Raw genomic sequence first — 18,816 nt, 5'->3', positions numbered from 1 at the left:
GAGAATGGGCAGAGGGAACGCCTTTCGAGGCGTTCCCTCAACACATTCTTATCATAGCCGCGGCTGCCTAGAGCAGACCGAGAATCAAGAAGAGCAGCATCATGAACCCGCCGACGAGCGCAACGATGCGGAGCAGGTTCTGCCACCAGGGAGCCACTTCCTCGGGGTCTTGGAACGCTGCCGTCGTTTGCTGGGCGACTACCGGGTTGCCCGCTTCGTCGTTCGCGCCGGCCACCAGGATCTTCTTCGTCGCGGGGTTATAGATGGGCACGTTCAGGACGTCGGCGATAACATCGATAGTGTCGAGCACCTCGCCGTCGCCGTTAACAACCTGGAACCCGTCGAGGCCGCCCACGAGCAGGTTTTTGGCCACGGTTGCCGAGGCCGGTCCAAACACGCCGTAATCGCCGTCGAACGCGTCGCCGTCGGCCCATGTCAGAGCGGCCTTGACGGACACTTCATCTTCGGGGGCGGCTGCGGCAATCAGTTCTTCAACACTGAACTTCGCGATATTGCCCGCCGCGGTCCCCACATACACGGCGTCGTCAACACACACGATGCCCCGAGGAGCATTGTCGGCCGTAAGTTCAATGACTTTCGTGTAGGCTCCCAGGGGGTCCGTGTTGAAGCTCACGAGACCCACTTCGTTCACGGTCTCCGTCGAGACGCTCACCAGAATCTCATTGTCAGAGACATACTCGCCCGCGACAAGGCCCTCGACTTCCGCGCCGACGGCGGTGCCTACCGGCGATTCCTCGCTGCAGTCGAACAACCACATCGAGCCGCTTGCTGCGCCCACGAGTGCCTCGGCGCCCCGGGCCGCTACAAAGCCGGCCTGGCCGATAATGCCGGGCGCGGCGGCAGGATAGCCGCCGGCAAGCGCGTCAAACGCGCCCGCAGCGTCCTGCAAGTACACAGCCGCACCGTCGTAGACGACCAAGGAGCCGTTCGCGAGCGCGTCTACCCCTACCAGGCTGAACCCCTCGGCCGGAGGCGGAAAGGTTTCCACAGGTTCAAAATCGAGCGCCAGCGCCACACCCGCCAGAAGTGTGCACGCCGTTACCAAACCTAAGACACGATTCGTTTTCATTGAGCGTTTCCCTTACCTTCCGGAACCCTCAGGGGCTCCGGATCGCATTTGTGGCCCTCTCCCCGAAGAAAAAGGCCCCAAAGAACTTCACCTTCCAATTGTCACTCTTTGTTGTACGCTTCCTGACGCGAGCACCCGCGCAGGCGCGTACTGTCTACTGCCACAAAACGAGAAATGGGAACCTCGCTGCGTTTTCACCTCCTTTGCGTGGTGCTGATCTTGGGCAGAGCTTTCCGGCAAACAAATTCGAACGCTGCACCTTCAATGCGTTTGCCCCGTTTCTCAAAGTCTCAACCGTTCGAACTATACGGTGAAAATGAACCGTTTGTCAAATCAGAACCACCCTGGCGGTTCGGCCTCATCGGGCACGCGTAAATCATTGTGGCCCAATAGATTGTTAATGCCGACACCTCTCTCGCAGTCCCGGGAACTCTCTTGTCAACGGTCGGGACAGGCGCCCTTGGGCTTCGTGAGCCGGGGAAGATGCGTCCGAACCTGTGCTGGGCGTTCCCTACGGAGCAAAGCGACTGCGCGTGACCCTCCGGACAGAATTGCGCCTGCGCCCTTGACAGGGCTCCCGGTCTCTTGTTGTTATTAACGGAGCGGGACATTTGCGGGCCGGCCATCCAGCGAAGAAAGGAGGCTCGACATGTCAAGACACGCTCCTGCCTTTTGTCTTGCTCTTTCGATTGTGGGTTTGCTGACGGCGATGTTCGGCTGGCGCGCCTGGGCGGAGGATACCGATGAGTTCAAGGCAGCGCGGCTGTACATGGTTGAGCACGACATTGCCCGGTCGGGTTGGGCCCGTGAAGGCGTTAAAGAGGCCACGGTGCTCGAAGCGATGCGCACAGTGCTCCGGCACGAATTCGTTCCGGAATCAAGCCGCGACGAAGCCTATGCGGACCATCCCCTGCCTATTGGCCACGGGCAAACGATCTCGCAACCCTACATCGTGGCCTATATGACCGAGATGCTTAAGCTCAAGCCCGAGCACACGGTACTGGAAATCGGAACGGGCTCCGGCTACCAGGCAGCGGTGCTGGGGGAAATCGCCAAGAAAGTCTATACGATCGAGATAATCGAGCCGTTGGCGGCACGGGCAGCGGAAACGCTCAAGAAACAGGGCTACGAGAATGTTGAAGTAAAGCATGGCGACGGGTACTTCGGGTGGCCCGAGCATGCGCCTTTTGACGCGATCATCGTCACAGCGGCGGCCAGCCACATCCCGCCGCCGCTGGTTGAACAGCTTAAGCCCGGGGGGTGCATGGCCATTCCGGTGGGACCGCCGCTGCAAACGCAGAACCTGATTCTGGTAGAGAAGCTTGCGGACGGCGCGGTACGCCGCAGAAGCGTCATGCCCGTGCGGTTTGTGCCCCTGACGCGAAGCGAAGGGACGAAATGACGCCGCGTGTGTCTGTATGCCTCGGCGCGGCGGTGGGGCTTGTCAGCGCGGCGGGTATTGCGTACCAGATCGTGCTGATGCGCATTCTGTCCATTGCCCAGTGGCATCATTTCGCGTACATGGTTATCAGTCTCGCGATGCTGGGCTTCGGGGCGAGCGGCGCGCTGCTGGCGCTCTTGAGGCAATCGTTTGCGGGCAGGGAACGCCTCATGCTCTGGTGGTCGGCTCTGGCTTTTTGCGCGGCGGTGCCCGCCAGCTACGCCATCAGCCAGCACGTGCCATTTGAAACGTTCGAGTTGGCGACGCAACGCGGCCAGATGCTGCATCTTCTCACACTGTATCTTGTACTTTCCGTGCCGTTTTTTCTGGTGTCGACCTGTATCACGTGCGCTTTCCTGCTGGCGTCGCGCTCGGTGGGGGCGTTGTACGCGTGGAACATGGCGGGTTCGGGCGTGGGCGCGCTCGTGGCGGTGGGTCTGCTGTATGTTGCGGCGCCGCCGGACTGGCCGGTGCTCGGGTCCGTCACCGGGATGGGCATGGCCGCGTGGATTCTGTTGGGGCTGGACAAGCCTGCGGCCCTCTCCCGCAGACCGCTGGCAGGGTGCCTGCTGTTCATACCCGCCGCACTGATGATTCTTGCTGCGCACACGCCCGTCCGGGTCTCGCAATACAAGGGATTTTCCTACGTCATGGATTTCCCGGATGCGGAGGTGCTCGCGCGCCGGTTCAGCCCCCTCTCGACCGTCACGGCTGTCCGTTCGGTGATGATACGGGAGACGCCGGGCGAGATCACGGCCTACCCGATGAGCGAACTGGGGCCGCTGCCCGAGCAGATCGGGCTATTCTTTGACGCAGGGTCCGTATCGCCTGTCAACCGCTTCGATGGCGGCCTCAGTGCGTTTGCGTACCTCGATTACGTGACCGGCGCGGTGGCGTACCGGCTGGTGGATGCTCCCGACGTGTTTGTGCTTGGTCCCGGGGGCGGGACCGAGGTGTTGGCGGCCCTGTACCACGGGGCCCGGCATGTCACGGCCGTGGAGGTCGACCCGGCGGCGCTCGAACTGGTGCGTTCGACCTTTTCGGACTTCGCCGGGGGACTGTACCAGCGGCCGGACGTCACGCTTGTGCTGGGGGAGGGGCGGGGATATCTCCAGTCGCACGACCGGCAATTCGACCTTATTCAGGCGCCTTTGTCTGGCTCGTTCACGGCGGCTGCCTCGGGCGTGTATGCGCTGAATGAGAGCTACCTGTATACCGTCGAGGCCTTCCGCCTCTTTCTTCGCCGCCTCACGCCCGAGGGTGTTCTCGCGGTTACCTGCTGGCTGAAGACACCTCCGCGCGACTCCCTGAAACTCTTTGCCACCGCTGTCGAGGCGCTACGCCGCGACGGCATTGCGGACCCCGGGAAACACCTCGTGATGATTCGCTCGCTGAACAGCGCCACCCTGGTGGTGTCCAGAGCGCCTCTGTCCGGCGAAGATGTGGCTGCCGTACGCGGCTTCTGCCAGTCCCGGAGCTTCGATCCCTGCTACTTCCCGGGCGTCCGCGAGGACGAGACCAATCAGTACATCCAGCTTTCCCAGGGAACGGTTTACTACCAAGCGACACAGGCTCTTGTATCGGAGAATCCCGAGGATTTTTACGAGCATTATCTGTTTTATGTGAGACCGGCGACAGACATGCGGCCGTACTTCTTCCGGTTCTTCAAATGGTCAACGCTGCCGCGTCTTGTGAAAGGGATGGGCGTAGCGTGGGTGCCGTTCGTCGAATGGGGGTACGTGGCGCTTGCCGCCACAATTGTCCAGGCAGCCGTTGCCAGCGCAATATTCATCCTTGCCCCATTGGCCGTGCTGGGGAGAAGTCCGGCCGCGAAAGGCTTCAAGCGATGGGTCATTGTCTATTTTGCGCTGCTGGGGATAGCCTACATGTTTTTGGAAATCGTTTTTGTGCAGAGGTTTATGTTGTTTCTGGCATATCCGGTATATGCCGTGGCGGTGGTGCTGACATCCTTTCTGTTCTTTTCGGGAGCGGGCAGCTACGCCGCTGGCCGTCTAGCTGGGAACCCGGCGCGAAATGTGGCGCGTGCCGTTCTCGGGATAGCCTGCGTCGCGGGGGTGTATCACGTGGCGCTGCATCCGGTGTTCGAAGCGCTGGCAGGCTTTCCTGACGGCGTGAAGATTGTGTTGAGCGTTGCGGGGCTGGCCCCAATGGCGTTCTGCATGGGGATCCCGTTTCCCTTGGGGTTGCAGGCCGCCGCGAACCGGTCGGACGCCCTGTTGCCGTGGGCGTGGGGAATAAACGGCTGCGCATCGGTCATGGGGGCGACGCTGGCCACGGCGAGTTCAGTGCACATGGGATTCCCGCTTGTCGTGCTGCTGGCGCTCGTTTGCTACGGCCTGGCTGCTCTTGCTATTCGGCCACTGACTCGCGCGGGGTGACGCGCGGGACGAATGCATGCATGTCCGTGTCGGGCCCTCACCCTCACCCTCGCCGTCAATCCTCACGCCTCATCCCTGGTTCCTAGTTTCCACCCGCGCCGGCAGGGTCGATGACGGCTATTCCGTCGCCGAGGCTGGCCACAAGGTCGGGGAGATCGTACACGCGCAGGCCGCCGTGGACGCAGTTGGCCATCTGCAGGGTATTCTCCTTGGTGGCAACCACGGTGGTCCATGTTTCAAGGCTGCGTTCGAGGCGCACGGACGCGAACAGCGCGGGTTCGAACGCGGCGGCATGCAACACGGCGGGGCCGGCCTCGCCCACGCCTACGGCCTCGATGTTTCCGCCCAGGTTCCGGGCGAGCATGAGGATGGACTCGGCTCGCATGCCGAGAAGGGACCGGTCGAGCTTGTAGGCCAGGAAGAACTCTCGCCAGTTCGGGGTGAACAGCTTCGAGAAGGCGCCTTTCGGGTCCTTGTCGCTGGTGGTTTCGCCCAGTCCGGGCAGGTCAACGGCCACGACGGTGAGGCCTTTCTTGACGAGCGCTTCGATGGCGCCGCCGGGGGCTGCTTCGGCCTGTTTTCCCCCGCCGTGGGCGTATAGGCACGTCGCGCCGCTCGCCTGGGCAGGCACGAACCGCAGCGCAGGGACCACGATGCCATCGGAGGGTATGAAGAGTAGCTTCTCGACGCGGTACCCGTCGCGTTGGAGGATTCCAGCCGGTTCGATCGTGCATTCGGGCACCTGGTCGAGAGGACGAATGCCGGCGATGTCACGGGCCCGGCTCAGCGCGGCGGCTTTGTCGCCCGACCAGAGGGCTTTGCGCCCGGGGGCATACGCCGCCTCGACATCCGCGTTGATGTCGAAGACCGAGCGTTCGCCGTCCATGAGAAGCACCTGCCCTTTCTCGGAACACTGGGCCTCTTGATCCGAGAGAATGGCGCAGTCCGCCTCGGTTATGGGCTCGTCGATGTCCAGCATCCAGCGGCGCATCCAACGGGCGTTCGCCACGCGCAGATTGACGGTCCACCCGTGCTCCTCGTCGGTCTCTGCCAAGTCCACCGCTTCGGCGAGTCCCAGCCTCGTGTAGACGCGCTTGGCCTGCCGGAAACTGTCCCACGTGCCTTGGATGTCAAAGAAATCCCGGGTAGCGCAGCAGATGAGGGTGGGTTTTGGTGCGCGCATGATGATGTAGTCGGCGTGGTCCATGCCTCGGGCGATCTGGCCGTGGATATTCTGTTCGGCGTCTTGGGGTCCGATGGTGTCGGTAAGCCGGCGCATCGATGTGAGGTAGCACGACGGGGCGGCGCATAGGATCCGTTCGTCGAGGGCCATGAAATAGCTGGTTTGCGTTCCGCCGCCCGAGTTACCGGCGCAGCCGATGCGTTTGGGGTCGATGTCGCCGCGGCTCTGGAGGTAGTCGATGGCGCGCATGCCGTCCCAGATCTCGTAGGCGGCGGCATTAAGCCCGAGGAGGATGCAGCCGGTACCCGCGAAGGTATGCTCGGTCGTGGCGCCGTACTTCGGCTTGCCCTGGTCCGAAAGCACCTGGTACCGCTCACCCTGTCCGAAGGGGTCGAAACAGAATGCGGCGACCCCATGCTTCGCCATCAGGATGCACCCTCGCTGGTAGGCTTCGGAGGCTTTGCCGTTGGCGCTGTGTCCACACGGGACGAGTACGGCCGGATACGGCCCGGGAGAGGCGGGAAGATGGAGGAGACCGGTGACATGGAATCCCGGGCGGCTTTCGAAGATGATCTTCTCGATGCGGTATCCGTCGCGCTCAAGGGTGGCGGCCGTGCGCGCGTTGAGCGGCGTGCGCTCGGGGAATCCGCCAAGCTGTTCGATGAAAAATGCCTTCAAATCCTTCTGGTACGCCGCCACATTTTCCGGAGTTTTGATTTGCTCGTAACGCTGCAGGCGGCGCTCGAGGGCCTGGTGTGCCTGTTCCTGAAGATAGGCGTAGAGCAAGCCGCCCGGCGGGACGTGGCCGTCTTGGGCCTCCCGAAGCACCGTCAATTCATCCTGGGCCGCGGCCGTCAGCGCGACGGCGAGCACGAGCCCTGTCATCAGCATGTTTCTCATGGCGTTGTACCCCCTCTCCTGAATCGTGACGCTGGCTCATTGTACGAAGGATAGGACCCCGCATCAACGCCCGGGGCCGGGCGGCACGAACCCCTCGCCGAACAAGAACATGCTGCGGTCGCTGTTGGGGGTGCCAGCCCGGTCGCCCGGAAGGTCTGGACGGTCTCTTGTGAGGCGTGTTGTGAGCTTGACAGTTCTTGGTTCATATGGTACGATGCGGCCCTGTTAGCACTCGTTCGGGAGGAGTGCTAACGAAGCAGGGCCGCCGCGTGGAGTGCGCCCGGGGTGAGTCCCTGCATATCTCGAGGGTACCGAGGGCTTTGCCCGACGTCTCGGTCATGAATATCTTATGGGAATATGTGAAACGAGCAGCTGCCTCGATGCCGTGTGGCAAGCTGTATAAACATGGAATGGGTTCTTAGAGTGGAGGAGCAGGGATTATGGCCAAGAAACTGGCTTTTGACCAGGAGGCGCGTGCGGCATTGTTGGAAGGCGCAAACGCGTTATCGGACGGGGTGAAGGTTACGTTGGGCCCGAAGGGCCGCAACGTGGTGCTGGAGAAGTCGTTCGGCGCACCAAACATCACCAAGGATGGCGCCGCGGTAGCCAAAGAGATCGAGCTGAAAGACGGCTACGCCAATATGGGCGCGCGCATGCTGCGTCAGGCGGCAAGCAAGACGCAGGACATTGCGGGAGACGGCACGACTACGGCGACCATTCTGGCTCAGCGGTTGATCCACGAGGGATTGCGGCACGTCACCGCGGGGTGCAACCCCATGCACTTGAAGCGGGGGATGGAAAAGGCGCTGGCGAAAGTGGTGGAATCCATCCAGAAGCAGAGCAAGAAAGTCCGCGACTCGAAAGATATCGAGCACGTGGCGACGGTTTCGGCCAATGGCGATTCCGAGATTGGCAAGATGCTCGCGACGGCTATCGAGGAAGTTGGCGATGACGGTGTGATCACCATCGAGGAAGGCAAAGGGCTCGAGACCGAGATGGAGGTGGTGGACGGAATGCAGTTCGATCGGGGCTATCTGTCGCCCTATTTTGCCACGAACCCCGAGAACATGACCGCGCTACTCGATGACTGCTACATCCTTATTCACGAAAAGAAGATCAGCGGCATGCAGGACATGCTGCCCCTTCTCCAGGCCATTGCCCAATGCGGAAGACCTCTTCTTATCATCGCGGAAGACGTTGAGGGCGAAGCGCTCGCGACCCTGGTGGTGAACCGGCTTCGCGGCATCCTGAACGTGGCTGCGGTGAAAGCCCCGGCCTTTGGCGACCGCCGGAAAGAGATTCTGCGCGACATCGCTACCGTGACGGGCGGCCTGTTCATTTCCGAGGATTTAGGGACCAAACTCGAGGGCGTCGAGCTCAAGGACCTGGGCCGCGCCAAACGCGTAGAGATCACGAAGGACGACTGCACGATCATCGAGGGTGCTGGCAAGAAGAAAGACATCATGGGCCGCTGCGAGACCATTCGCCGCGCCATCGAGTCGACGACGTCGGATTACGACCGCGAGAAGCTTCAGGAACGCCTGGCGAAACTGGCGGGCGGCGTTGCGGTGGTGCGCGTGGGGGCCCCGTCCGAGGTGGCGCTGAAGGAGAAAAAGAGCCGTACGCAAGACGCGTTGAACGCAACACGGGCTGCCATTGAAGAAGGCTGGGTTCCCGGGGGCGGCATCGCCTACCTTGCGGCGCGGGAAAGCCTGAAATCCCTTGACCTCGAGGGCGACGAGCGGGTCGGCGCGAATATCGTGTGGCGCGCATTGGAGGAGCCCCTCGCCCAGCTCGCCAATAACGCCGGGCTCGAAGGCCCGGTAATCGTCAAGAAGGTGGAAGGCGCCAAGGCGAACATCGGCCTCAATGTCGAGACCGGCCAATTGGAAGACTTGGCGGCTGCGGGCATTATCGACCCGGCAAAAGTCCTTCGCACCGCCATCCAGAATGCCGTGAGCGTAGCGGGTTGCTTCATCACCACCGAATGTCTCGTGACCGACATCCCCGAACCGCCAAAACCCGCGCCCGGACCCCATGGCCACGGCGGAATGGGCGGAATGGGTGGAATGCCCGGCATGATGTAACCAGTGTTTTCCCCGAGATACGCTACGCGCCGATCCCCGCGGATCGGCGCGTTCTATGTGTGGACCGCTGGCCGCACGGCCTGGCGGGAGGCGCCCAAGGAGTGAGACACCCGCGCTCGGCGGTACCAGGTGCGGTATCCTCTTGTGACATCTTGTGGCACCCCGCTCTCCCGTGAAAGCAGAAGCCGGGCAAATCGCAGCGCAAAAACAATAAAAACCCCTATTCTTTTGCCCGAATAGCGGTTTTCTGGTATAAGTTCTGCGTTGATGGGAGCATTTGAGATATGTGGCGCGTTTCGAGCACCGATGTCTCCTCGGGAGTGACGGAGGGTGATAGGGATGGCATCCATAGGGTCGGCGGGCACTTCGAGTGCGGGCCAGATTCCGGTTGAGGCGGCCCGGCAGGCGGCTGTGCTGGCCAAGCAGAAAGAGGTCATGGCAGAGCAGGGAGAACAGGTAGTGAAGTTGATCGAATCGGCGAGCGTGCAGTTGCCACGGTCAACGGGCGTGGGCCAGATACTCGATATTCGTGTGTAGCGTTTCCAGCGGCAGACTGGAAAGAAAGCTACTGACACGAGGGGCGCCGTCGAAGTCGACAGCGCCCCTCACTATTGCGTCCTGGCCGCGAGCGGTCAAACCAACCTCTGCTGTTCAACCGGCCCCGCCGCTATTTCAGTCGAGGAAGTTGGCGTAGAGCCATGCCCATGCGCGACTGACGGGGTACGTCGACGGGTATCTCAGGAACGAGACGTGCCCGTCCATATAGAGTACGTTCGCCCCGCCGGGGACGTGGTTGAAGTTGTCGGCGATTTCGGTGACCTCGTCGTACATCACAGCAAGTTCGGACTGGGCCAATGCGCTGCCGGCGGGATTGTTGATATCGGTGACGAAGAACCGCTCGATGCCCTCACGAAGCCGGTACACGGTGATGCTTTTGCCGTCGTCCTTGGTGACTGGGATGTCGGAGTCGAACTGGGTGATATCGGGGGGATCGAGCAAGCCGTATACCGCGGTTCCAAAGCCCATGTCGATGGTCGTTCCCAAGCCCTGGGTCATGGCGTTCTCGTCCGCACCGGTGACCATGAAATCATCCTTGGTCAAGGCCCAGCCGAGGTATTTGTAGGACCGTCCGTCAAACCGGCAGGGGTCCGGCGGCAGGTCGGGATTCTCGTCCACATTCCAGATGCCCGATTCCAGGCCCTCGATCCCGTCTGCATCCGACGGGCACACCAACACGTTCATATCGCTGAGATACTCGGGGTACACCTGCTGCCCCGCAAAGAAAATACTGCCGTTCGTGACCCTGTCGCATCCCTGGCCCGTATACCCGGCTTCCAGGGGATTGAGAGAGTGGTGTGTTTTCATGGTGGGGAACTTCTCGCCCTTGGCTTCGTTGGCGTACATCTTGAACACCAAGCCCATCTGTTTGAGGTTGTTGGCGCAGCTTGCGCGCCGGGCCGCTTCGCGCGCGCGGGCCAACGCCGGCAACAAGATTGCCGCCAGGATGCCAATGATGGCAATTACTACAAGCAATTCAATCAGTGTGAACCCTTTGTTCTTCATGTCCTTATTCCTCCTGTTATGAGAATGACACCGTTTCTTCGCAACCACGCATCCACGATCAACAAAAACAGAATAGAACACCGGCTGCTGGAGGTCAACGCGGCCAATTGCCTCACGTAAGAAAAGTAGCGCCTGACCCTGCGTCAGGCGGTCCGGCCGTCCGGCGCAAGGCCGGACGCTACAGCGGGGATGCGGAGGCGACGTGTTTGCGGTCTTCCTTGTGTCTTGGTGCCTTGGTGGTTCTATCGCAGGAAGTCATCTGTGGACGCGTATTGGGCATTCAGGCCGTTTCGGAGACCTGGCGGTCGGAAGAGTGGCTGGGTCGGGAGACCCTGTCACAGCGGGGTGAAGGGATTGGAAAACGCGCCACAGCGGAGAGGTGACGTACATTGTACCTCTTCCGGGGTCCGCCCCGGGGTCTGCCACGCCTTTCGCGTGGCGCAGCCCTGGGGTCCGTCTTGCGCGGGTTTCCGTGCGGGTTTCTTTACTTGACGCGGGGGACTGTGCTAGAACCAGCGTTTTCCGTGCGGATAGCTGCAGCAGATACAGATACAGAGAATGAGCGAGACCTATCGTGGACCTTTTTGAGCCGATTGCACAGTGCATCGTGAGCGCAATTCCTGAACTCGAGCCGGCGGAGCTTACGTTTGCCCCGCCGCCCAAGCCCGATATGGGTGATGTGGCGCTTCGAACCTTCGAGGCGGCGCGGAAACTGAAATGTCCTCCGCCGCAACTTGCCGCGCGCATAGCCAAAGAGGTCGCGTTTGGCCCCGAGGTCCTCGAAACATCCGTTGCGGGTCCGTATGTGAATTTCAGACTGAATCGCGGCGTTTTTGCCCGGCGCATTGTCGCCTCGGTTCTTGAAGCCGGTGACGCTTTCGGGTCGAATGCCTCGGGCGGGGGCAAGCGGGTGCTGATCGAGCACACCAGTATCAACCCGAATGCCAGCCCGCACGTAGGCAGGGCCCGCAATGCCATGATCGGCGACAGCGTGGTCCGTTTGCTGCGTTTCGAGGGCTACGGCGTCGAGGTGCACTATTACGTTAACGACATGGGCCGCCAGATCGGCTTGTTGGTGCTGGAATGCCCGGAACCGGAGCAGCTTTCGTTCGACGAGGTCCTGGACATTTACGTCAAGGCCAACGAGCGGGCCGAGGCGGAGCCGGCATTCGCCGATAAAGGTTACGAACTGCTTGCAAAAATGGAGGAAAAGGACCCCGAAACCGTCCGGAGATTCCATAAGATCACTGATCTCTGCCTCAAGGGTCAGCTGGCGGTGCTCGAGCGTGTGGGGGCGAGTTACGACGTGTTCGATCGCGAATCGGACTACATCCGCGACGAGCGTCTGGACCAGGTTCTGGCCGCATTGCGCGACAAGGACGCCGTGTTTACCGACGAAGACGACCGTCTGGTGGTCGACTTGGCGAAGCTGGGGCACGCGCGGGACGAAGGGCGGTATTTTGTGCTCATGCGCGCTAACGGCAGCTCGATGTACGGATGCCGCGACCTCTCGTACACGATTCACAAGATGAGCCTGGGTGCGGACCTCAATCTGATCGTCCTTGGCGAGGACCACAAACTCTACGCGGAACAGGTGGCCTTGATTCTCGGGGCGGCGGGTTTCGCAACGCCCGAGCCTATCTATTACGCTTATATCACGCTAAAAGAAGGCAAGATGTCGACGCGAAAAGGAACGGTCGTGCTTCTCTCCGACTTCCTCGACGAAGCGGAATCGCGCGCTGCCGAGAAGGTCGAGGAACAGTGCCGGGACCTTACGGCGGGGGAACGGCGCGCGATCGTCAAGCAGGTGGCCATTGCGGCCGTACGGTTCGCGATTCTGCGCGTGAATCCTAACAAGAACGTGGTGTTTGAATGGGAGTCGGCGCTTTCGTTCACGGGCGACACGGGCCCCTACGTGCAATATTCATGCGCGCGGATCGCCTCGATTCTACGGAAATTCGGGGAGCGGCCCGAAACCATCGGCGAGACGTTTCCTGTAGAGACGGCGGCCGAATGGGCGCTGCTGATGCAGTTGGCGTCGTTCCCGGGCGTAGTGGCGAATGCCGTGGCGCAACGGAATTGCGCTCCCATCGGCCAGTACGCGCTTGACACGGCGCGGACCTTCACGACGTTCTACCACGAGTGTCCGGTCATTAGTGCGCCTACGCGTGAACAGCAGGTTGCCCGTGCGCAGATGTGCATGGCCGCGCGCCAGACGCTCAAGAACGCCCTCGGCCTCCTCGGGATCACTGCCCCCGAGCGGATGTAAGCCGGGCGCCCAGCGGCGAGCGGGGAATTGCCGAATCCCCAGGTGCATATGACTGCTCTTCCGCGCGGACCTTCCTCCGGCGGCCCCCCAAAGAGAGTGGAATAACTCTGCCGAATCACCCGCTTAACCTCCGAGCGCTGCTGAGATTATCGAGCAGGTCAAGGGGAGGTCTTCGGCCGTGCCCGCGCACCGGTGACGGGGCGGCGCTCAGCCCCGGGTCTTGGGGGCCGGTTTTGTTCCTGGAGAGCGGGCAGGTACACTAAGGCGGATATGAAGACGCAAGAAACAGGTTTGCGTGAAGCGCTTGGGACCGGCATCGAGGCCTGCGGGCGCGGGCTGACGTCGCTCGAGAGCGCGCTGCGGCCGGACCCCATTCTCAGCGATGCCGTGTTTGACGGCACCCGGGAATGGGTCAACCTGTTGCGGTACAAGCTCGTGCCTCATCTTGCGGGTGAAGGGTGCCTGATCGCCGCTGTGGCCGGGGGCACCAACACGGGGAAATCCACTGTATTCAATCTTCTTCAGGGGCGGGAAGTGAGCCCGGTTCGTTCGACGGCCGCGGCAACGCGCAGACCGCTGCTGGCGGGGAGCCCCGGACGGGTTGCCCAGTGTCTCGAGGGGAAGCTCGTCCCCGAGTTTGCGCCGGCCATGCTGGATGAGCCGGACATGCTGCTTTCGCAGAAGACGCCGCCCGACCGGTTGTTTGTCGTGACGAATCCGGACCTTCCCGGGCGGCTGGTGCTGCTGGACACGCCGGACGTGGACTCGATCGAAAAACAGCACTGGACCCTGGCGGAACATCTGCGCGCGGCGGGCGACGTCATTGTGGCGGTGTTGACGGGCGAGAAGTACCGTGACGAACGCGTCGTGGTGTTTTTCCGCGAGGCGCTCGCGTCGGGGCGCGTAGTCATCCCCGTGATGAACAAGGCCGATGCGGTGGACGATTTCGCGACAGCGCGCCACCAGCTCGAAGAATTCCGCAAGGACGTGGGCTGCCGCGGTCCCGCTTTCGTTGTGCCGCATGACTTCAAACTGGCGCAGGTGTACGGGGAGCCCATTCGAGCCCTGGACGGCGACACGGACCTGATGACCTGCCTTCTGGAGCTCGACGTCTATGCGATCAAGCGCCGAGTGTTCGAGTCTTCCGTGCGTCACTTATGCGGTCGTGCGGAATTGTTCCTGGAGGATGTCGACACGGCAGCGGGGGTGTTGCGATCGGTCCGCGAGGAGTACCGTCTTACGGCGAAACGGGCCTCGGAAGCATATGATCCGCGGCCGGGCGCCGCGGTGGGAGGGCTATTTCACGAGTTCGTGCAGGCGCGGCGTGGACCGCTCCGGCGGACCATAGGGAAGGCGAGCGCGGCCATCGCGCGCGGGGCCGCGGCTCTGGGCCGGACCATTTCCCGGGCGTTTCTGCGCCGGGCGGTGCTGGAGACCCCGGATTCGGAGCGGTCGAGCGAGGAGATTCGCGCGGCCCATCAACAGACCATCGAACGGATTACGCGGGAACTGGTGGCTGGATATATCCAGTCTATTGGACATCTGCGCGAGCCGGCTGCTCACTTGTTGCGGAAGTGTTCGGAACGCTTGGAACCCGAAGCGGCGGCCGAGGGCGTCGTCAAGGAAGTGCTCCGGTCGGAGGACATCTCGGATGAATTCAGGAGGCATGCCCAGCGGACTATCGAGACGTGGTGGAACGAGCATCCGAATCAACGGCATGTGCTGGAAGCGCTGGACACGATACTTGCGGTAGCGCCGGCGGCTATTGCGGCGCCCATGTCGATCTACACGGGCGGCGTGGGGGTCCCGGAGGCCATGTTGGTTGCGGGACCGGTGGCGGAGCAGTTCGTGGCCCGCGTTATCGAGTACCAGTTTGGCGATGCCATGTTCGATTTTGTGTCGCCTTGGCTCGAGGAGCAGCGGCGGCATTTGGCCGATGCGCTCCTGGAACAGGTAACCGCTCCTCTCTTGACCGGGCTGGAGAGCATGTCGGCGGTATTGGAAGGCGAGGGGGTCGAAGAACTGCGGAAAGGAATAGAATCGTGTCTGAAAGCCTTGCGGGCATAGTCGAACGGTTACGGCGTCTGGCTGCCTACGAGGGCCCGTGGCGCCCTCTGCGCGAGGAGTCGCCGCGGCTGCGGGCGCGCGTGTCCGAGTTGCGCGAACGCGAGACCCGGCTGGACGATCTGCTCGTGGTTGCCCTGGTGGGCGGGTCCGGTGTGGGCAAATCGACGCTGCTGAACGCCATTGCGGGAGACCAGCTCGCGGAGACGTCGGAGTTTCGTCCGTGCACGGCCACGCCGACCGTATACCATCCGCCCGGCGCGCGGTTTGAGGCGCGGGATTGGCGGACGGTTTCTGGGTCGGCCCTCGAGCATCTGGTCATTGTCGACACCCCTGACTCGGATACAGTCATCAAAGAGCACCGGGAGACGGTCCAGGGGGTGCTGGCGAAGTGCGACCTGATCCTGGTCTGCGGCAGTCCCGAGAAATACCTTGACGAAGCGACGTGGTCGTTGTTGCGGCCGCTGCAGTCCGAACGCACCATGGCGTGCGTGGAAACCAAAGCTCGTCCGGAAACCGAGAGCATCCGGGACCACTGGCTGAAACGCCTTGAAGAACAGGGATTCACGATTAGCGAGTATTTCCGGTTGAATTCGCGTACGACGCTGGATCGCAAGCTCCGGGGTGACGCGAGACGCGCCGACGAGTTTGATTGGCGCGAATTTGAGGCGTTCCTGGGCGAGGAATTGACTCGCGAACGGGTGCGTCGCATCAAGCGCAGCAACGCCATCGGCCTTCTTACCAAAACGTTGAGGGACCTTCATGAACGGGTAGGCGTGCGTGCGCCGGAATTGGCCGCGCTCGAGAAGACGCTGGACGAGAGACGCAGGGTATTGGCGAAAGACATGGTAGGGATCGTGCGCAAGCGTCTCTTTGCCGAGAAGTATTTGTGGGCGTACGCGCTCAGCCGTGAGATTGATTTGCGGGCATTGGGCGTGGTGCTGACGCTGTACCGTCTGCTGGATGCCGTGCGATCGGTTCCGGTGCGTCTTGCGTCGTGGCTGCCGGGTGGTCGGAGAACGCGGACGGGGCGGCAAGCCGCGGCGCTGTTATCGAGCGCCCACGCATTTCAAGAGGATTTTGCGCTGGCTTCCGACGCCATTCAGCACAGCTATGACGGACACCGCAGCGAGCTGTCGCTGTCACTGGCCCGGGCGGGGTTCGATAGAATCGAGGGGGATTCGGGATACGCGGACTACGTGAGCGCGGTGGGCAAGCGCGTGGCGGGCGTGTTGCGGGGACCTGCCCGTGACCGCATAGTGTCCCGTGCCCAGTGGCTGACGAGCTGGCCGGTGGCCCTGGCACTCGACTTGGGGCCCCTGGCATTTCTGGCCCAGACGTGCTTCGACATCGTGATGCGGTATTTCGGCGAGCAGGTGCTGCCCTCCGGGTTCCTGGTTCATGCGCTGACGGTTCTGGCGATCATTGTTGCCGGAGAATTGCTGCTATTGTCGTTGCTGATGCGTTTGGGCGCGTGGACCGCCCGGAACGCCGCCACCCGCGATTTGCGATACGCCTTGAGCGCGCCGGACAAGGAAGCGCTGGGGTTTGAACCCGAGGAAGCCGCGATTCGCGAGGCGCGCGCGCTGGCTGACGCGGCGCAGTCCCTTGCGGACGAAGTGCTTGGCGGAAACTAGGGCAGGGGAAACCATGGCGGAGAGATCGCTGTGCCCGCAGACGGAGCCGTTCAGGATTCGCGGCGAACCGTTTTCGGCGTCCGAAATCCTATGCGTGCTCGAGGAGTACATCAGCGAGGAGCGCAAACAGCGCATTCGCGAGGTTGTGGCGCAGCGGACGTACTCGGTTGTGCCGGTTCTCGAGGGATTGTACGATTTTGGCAACGTGAACGCGGTGCTGCGTTCGGCCGAGGCCATGGGGTGCCAGGCCGCGCACGTCATCGACCTGGTCACGAAATTCAAGAAGGCCAACCGGGTAAGCAAAGGCGCCGAGAAGTGGCTGGACATACGACGCTGGAACGCCACGGTCCCGTGCGTGACGCATCTGCGCGATATGGGCTACCGCATCATAGCGACGCATCTCCAGGGAGGCCGTCCCATCGCCGAGATCGCGTTCGATGCGCCATCCGCCGTCTTCTTCGGCAATGAGCACGACGGCGTATCGCAGACGCTTGCGGGTATGGCGGATGAGCTGGTCCGGCTTCCTATCATAGGTTTTACGGAGAGCTACAACATCTCGGTGGCGGCGGCGATCACGCTTTATCACATCTACCGCGATCGCATGGCCCGCCTCGGCAGTCACGGTGATCTCACCCGTGACGAGATGGTACGATTGATGGCCGTATACTACCGGCGCAGCGTGGATGCGGCGGACGAGATACTCCTGCGGTCGCGCAGGGGGCGATAGAAGACGGCGAGCAGGAGGATTGTGAACATGCATATTGCACGCAGGCAGTTTTTGGGCGCTTCGGCTTCGGCGATTCTGGCCGCGGGGACTTTTGCGCGGGGACAAGTGTTTGGCGCGAACGAACGGATCCGTGCGGGCGTGATTGGCATGCGGAGCCGCGGCGATTACCTGGCGAAGAACTTGTGCAAGTTGGACGGCGTCGAAGTGGGCGCTATCTGCGATGTTGACCGCGAGGTTCTCGAGGCGCGCGCGGCCGAGTACAAGAAAGACATGAATCTTTCGGTGAAAACCTACCGCGACCTGCGCGACCTGTTCGCTGACAAGGAGATCGACGTGGCGGTTATCGCCGCGCCGAATCACTGGCATGTGCTCGGGGCGGTATGGGCGTGCCAGGCAGGAAAAGACGTGTACGTCGAAAAACCCATGTCGCACACGATCTGGGAGGGCCGGCAACTGGTTGCGGCCGCGGAGCAGACCGGCCGGGTCGTGCAAGTCGGGACGCAGCGCCGGTCGGAGCCGGAATGGCAGCGTCTCATCGAGCGTCTCAAAGCGGGCGTCATCGGCGACATTTATCACGCGCGCGCAATTCACTACAGCACGCGTCCGCCGGTGCCGTTCCATCCCGACGAGGCCCCGCCCGAGACGTTGGATTGGACCCTCTGGCAGGGACCCGCCCCTGAGAAACCGTTTTCGAGGAAATACGTGCATTACGACTGGCACTGGTTCTGGCATTACGGCAACGGCGAACTGGGCAACAACGGTCCGCACTACACGGACGTCGCCAACTGGGCCCTCGGGAAGGGCCTGCCCGTGCATATCGCGAGCCAGGGCGGCCGGTACGGGTACCAGGACAGCGCGGAGACCCCCAACGTACAGACAACTACGGCCACGTTCGCTGACGGCACGTTGTTCACGTGCGAGATCCGCGGACGTTACTCGAACGACGAAGGCGGTTCGAAAAGCGGCAACTTGTTCTACGGGTCGAACGGCTATTCCGTGGACACGGCATGCTACGACGCCGAGGGCAAGGAAATCCCCGACGAGAATCCGCCCGAGAAGGGCGACCCCGTCAGGATGCACTTGACCAGTTTTCTCAACGCCGTGCGCACACGCAACCGGGACGCCGTGCCCGCGAAACCCATCGACGGACACATCGGTGCGGCGTTCTGCCACCTCGGCAACATCGCCTACCGTCTCGGCCGCGACGTGACCTTCGATCCCGCAACCGAAACCTTCGGCGGCGATGCCGAAGCCAACGCGTTTCTCACGCGGAGCGGGTACCGCGAAGGTTTCGAGGTGCCGAAGCTGGCGTGAGGGCGTGAGGCCGAGATGCCGGGAATCTGCAGCGGCCACGGGGGACCTCCCCTTTTCGAGTTGGAGACCTTCGGTCGCGAGAGTGGCGTGGTCAGGAAACCACGCCACAGCGGAGGAGGCCGCGCCACGGCGGGAGGAGGAC

12 protein-coding genes are annotated in these 18,816 nt (G+C 62.2%); 9 read left to right on the top strand and 3 right to left on the bottom strand.

Annotated features, from left to right (window positions below; translation table 11 throughout):
* Window positions 1-67 precede the first annotated feature (67 nt).
* Window positions 68-1,090 carry a hypothetical protein gene (locus PLJ71_13530; GenBank protein HQM49704.1) on the bottom strand — a complete coding sequence of 341 codons (1,023 nt, stop codon included), beginning with the start codon at window positions 1,088-1,090 and terminating at the stop codon, window positions 68-70.
* A gap of 769 nt (window positions 1,091-1,859) precedes the next feature.
* Between PLJ71_13530 and PLJ71_13525 the strand changes: the two genes are divergently transcribed.
* Together PLJ71_13525 and PLJ71_13520 are read left to right on the top strand one after the other, a co-directional pair.
* A complete protein-coding gene (locus PLJ71_13525; GenBank protein ID HQM49703.1) occupies window positions 1,860-2,492 on the top strand; it encodes a protein-L-isoaspartate(D-aspartate) O-methyltransferase in 633 nt (210 codons plus the stop codon).
* The gene (locus PLJ71_13520) at window positions 2,489-4,930 is read left to right on the top strand and encodes an SAM-dependent methyltransferase (GenBank protein HQM49702.1); all 2,442 of its coding nucleotides are present in this window, start codon (window positions 2,489-2,491) and stop codon (window positions 4,928-4,930) included. The genes PLJ71_13525 and PLJ71_13520 overlap by 4 nt, the downstream gene beginning before the upstream one ends.
* Before the next feature lie 82 nt (window positions 4,931-5,012).
* Here PLJ71_13520 and PLJ71_13515 read toward each other — a convergent pair whose 3' ends face one another.
* Window positions 5,013-7,013 carry an acetylxylan esterase gene (locus tag PLJ71_13515; GenBank protein HQM49701.1) on the bottom strand — a complete coding sequence of 667 codons (2,001 nt, stop codon included), beginning with the start codon at window positions 7,011-7,013 and terminating at the stop codon, window positions 5,013-5,015.
* Between the two features lie 440 nt (window positions 7,014-7,453).
* Between PLJ71_13515 and groL the strand changes: the two genes are divergently transcribed.
* Window positions 7,454-9,100, top strand: a complete 1,647-nt coding sequence (groL, locus tag PLJ71_13510; protein HQM49700.1) for a chaperonin GroEL — start codon at window positions 7,454-7,456, stop codon at window positions 9,098-9,100.
* A gap of 339 nt (window positions 9,101-9,439) precedes the next feature.
* Complete coding sequence (locus PLJ71_13505; GenBank protein HQM49699.1) at window positions 9,440-9,637, top strand: hypothetical protein; 198 nt, start codon at window positions 9,440-9,442, stop codon at window positions 9,635-9,637.
* A 135-nt stretch (window positions 9,638-9,772) separates the two neighbouring features.
* On the opposite strand, the gene PLJ71_13500 is transcribed toward PLJ71_13505, so the two are convergent.
* A complete protein-coding gene (locus PLJ71_13500; GenBank protein HQM49698.1) occupies window positions 9,773-10,663 on the bottom strand; it encodes a DUF1559 domain-containing protein in 891 nt (296 codons plus the stop codon).
* A 574-nt stretch (window positions 10,664-11,237) separates the two neighbouring features.
* On the opposite strand from PLJ71_13500, the gene argS reads away from it, so the two are divergent.
* The 5 genes from argS (at window position 11,238) to PLJ71_13475 (ending at window position 18,674) form a co-directional block, all read left to right on the top strand.
* Window positions 11,238-12,932, top strand: coding sequence for an arginine--tRNA ligase (gene argS, locus PLJ71_13495; protein ID HQM49697.1), 1,695 nt, complete (start codon window positions 11,238-11,240; stop codon window positions 12,930-12,932).
* A gap of 270 nt (window positions 12,933-13,202) precedes the next feature.
* Window positions 13,203-14,999, top strand: a complete 1,797-nt coding sequence (locus tag PLJ71_13490) for a 50S ribosome-binding GTPase (protein HQM49696.1) — start codon at window positions 13,203-13,205, stop codon at window positions 14,997-14,999.
* The gene (locus tag PLJ71_13485; protein HQM49695.1) at window positions 14,975-16,633 is read left to right on the top strand and encodes a 50S ribosome-binding GTPase; all 1,659 of its coding nucleotides are present in this window, start codon (window positions 14,975-14,977) and stop codon (window positions 16,631-16,633) included. Before PLJ71_13490 ends, PLJ71_13485 begins: the two co-directional genes overlap by 25 nt.
* Before the next feature lie 13 nt (window positions 16,634-16,646).
* Window positions 16,647-17,360: an RNA methyltransferase gene (locus tag PLJ71_13480; protein ID HQM49694.1), complete on the top strand. Its 714-nt coding sequence runs from the start codon at window positions 16,647-16,649 to the stop codon at window positions 17,358-17,360.
* A 27-nt stretch (window positions 17,361-17,387) separates the two neighbouring features.
* Complete coding sequence (locus PLJ71_13475) at window positions 17,388-18,674, top strand: Gfo/Idh/MocA family oxidoreductase (GenBank protein ID HQM49693.1); 1,287 nt, start codon at window positions 17,388-17,390, stop codon at window positions 18,672-18,674.
* Window positions 18,675-18,816 lie beyond the last annotated feature (142 nt).

It is taken from the genome of Candidatus Hydrogenedentota bacterium (assembly GCA_035416745.1).
Taxonomy (GTDB): Bacteria; Hydrogenedentota; Hydrogenedentia; order Hydrogenedentales; family SLHB01; genus UBA2224.
Note: the sequence above shows the minus strand (reverse complement) of the source record. Positions and strands in the feature narration are given on the sequence as shown.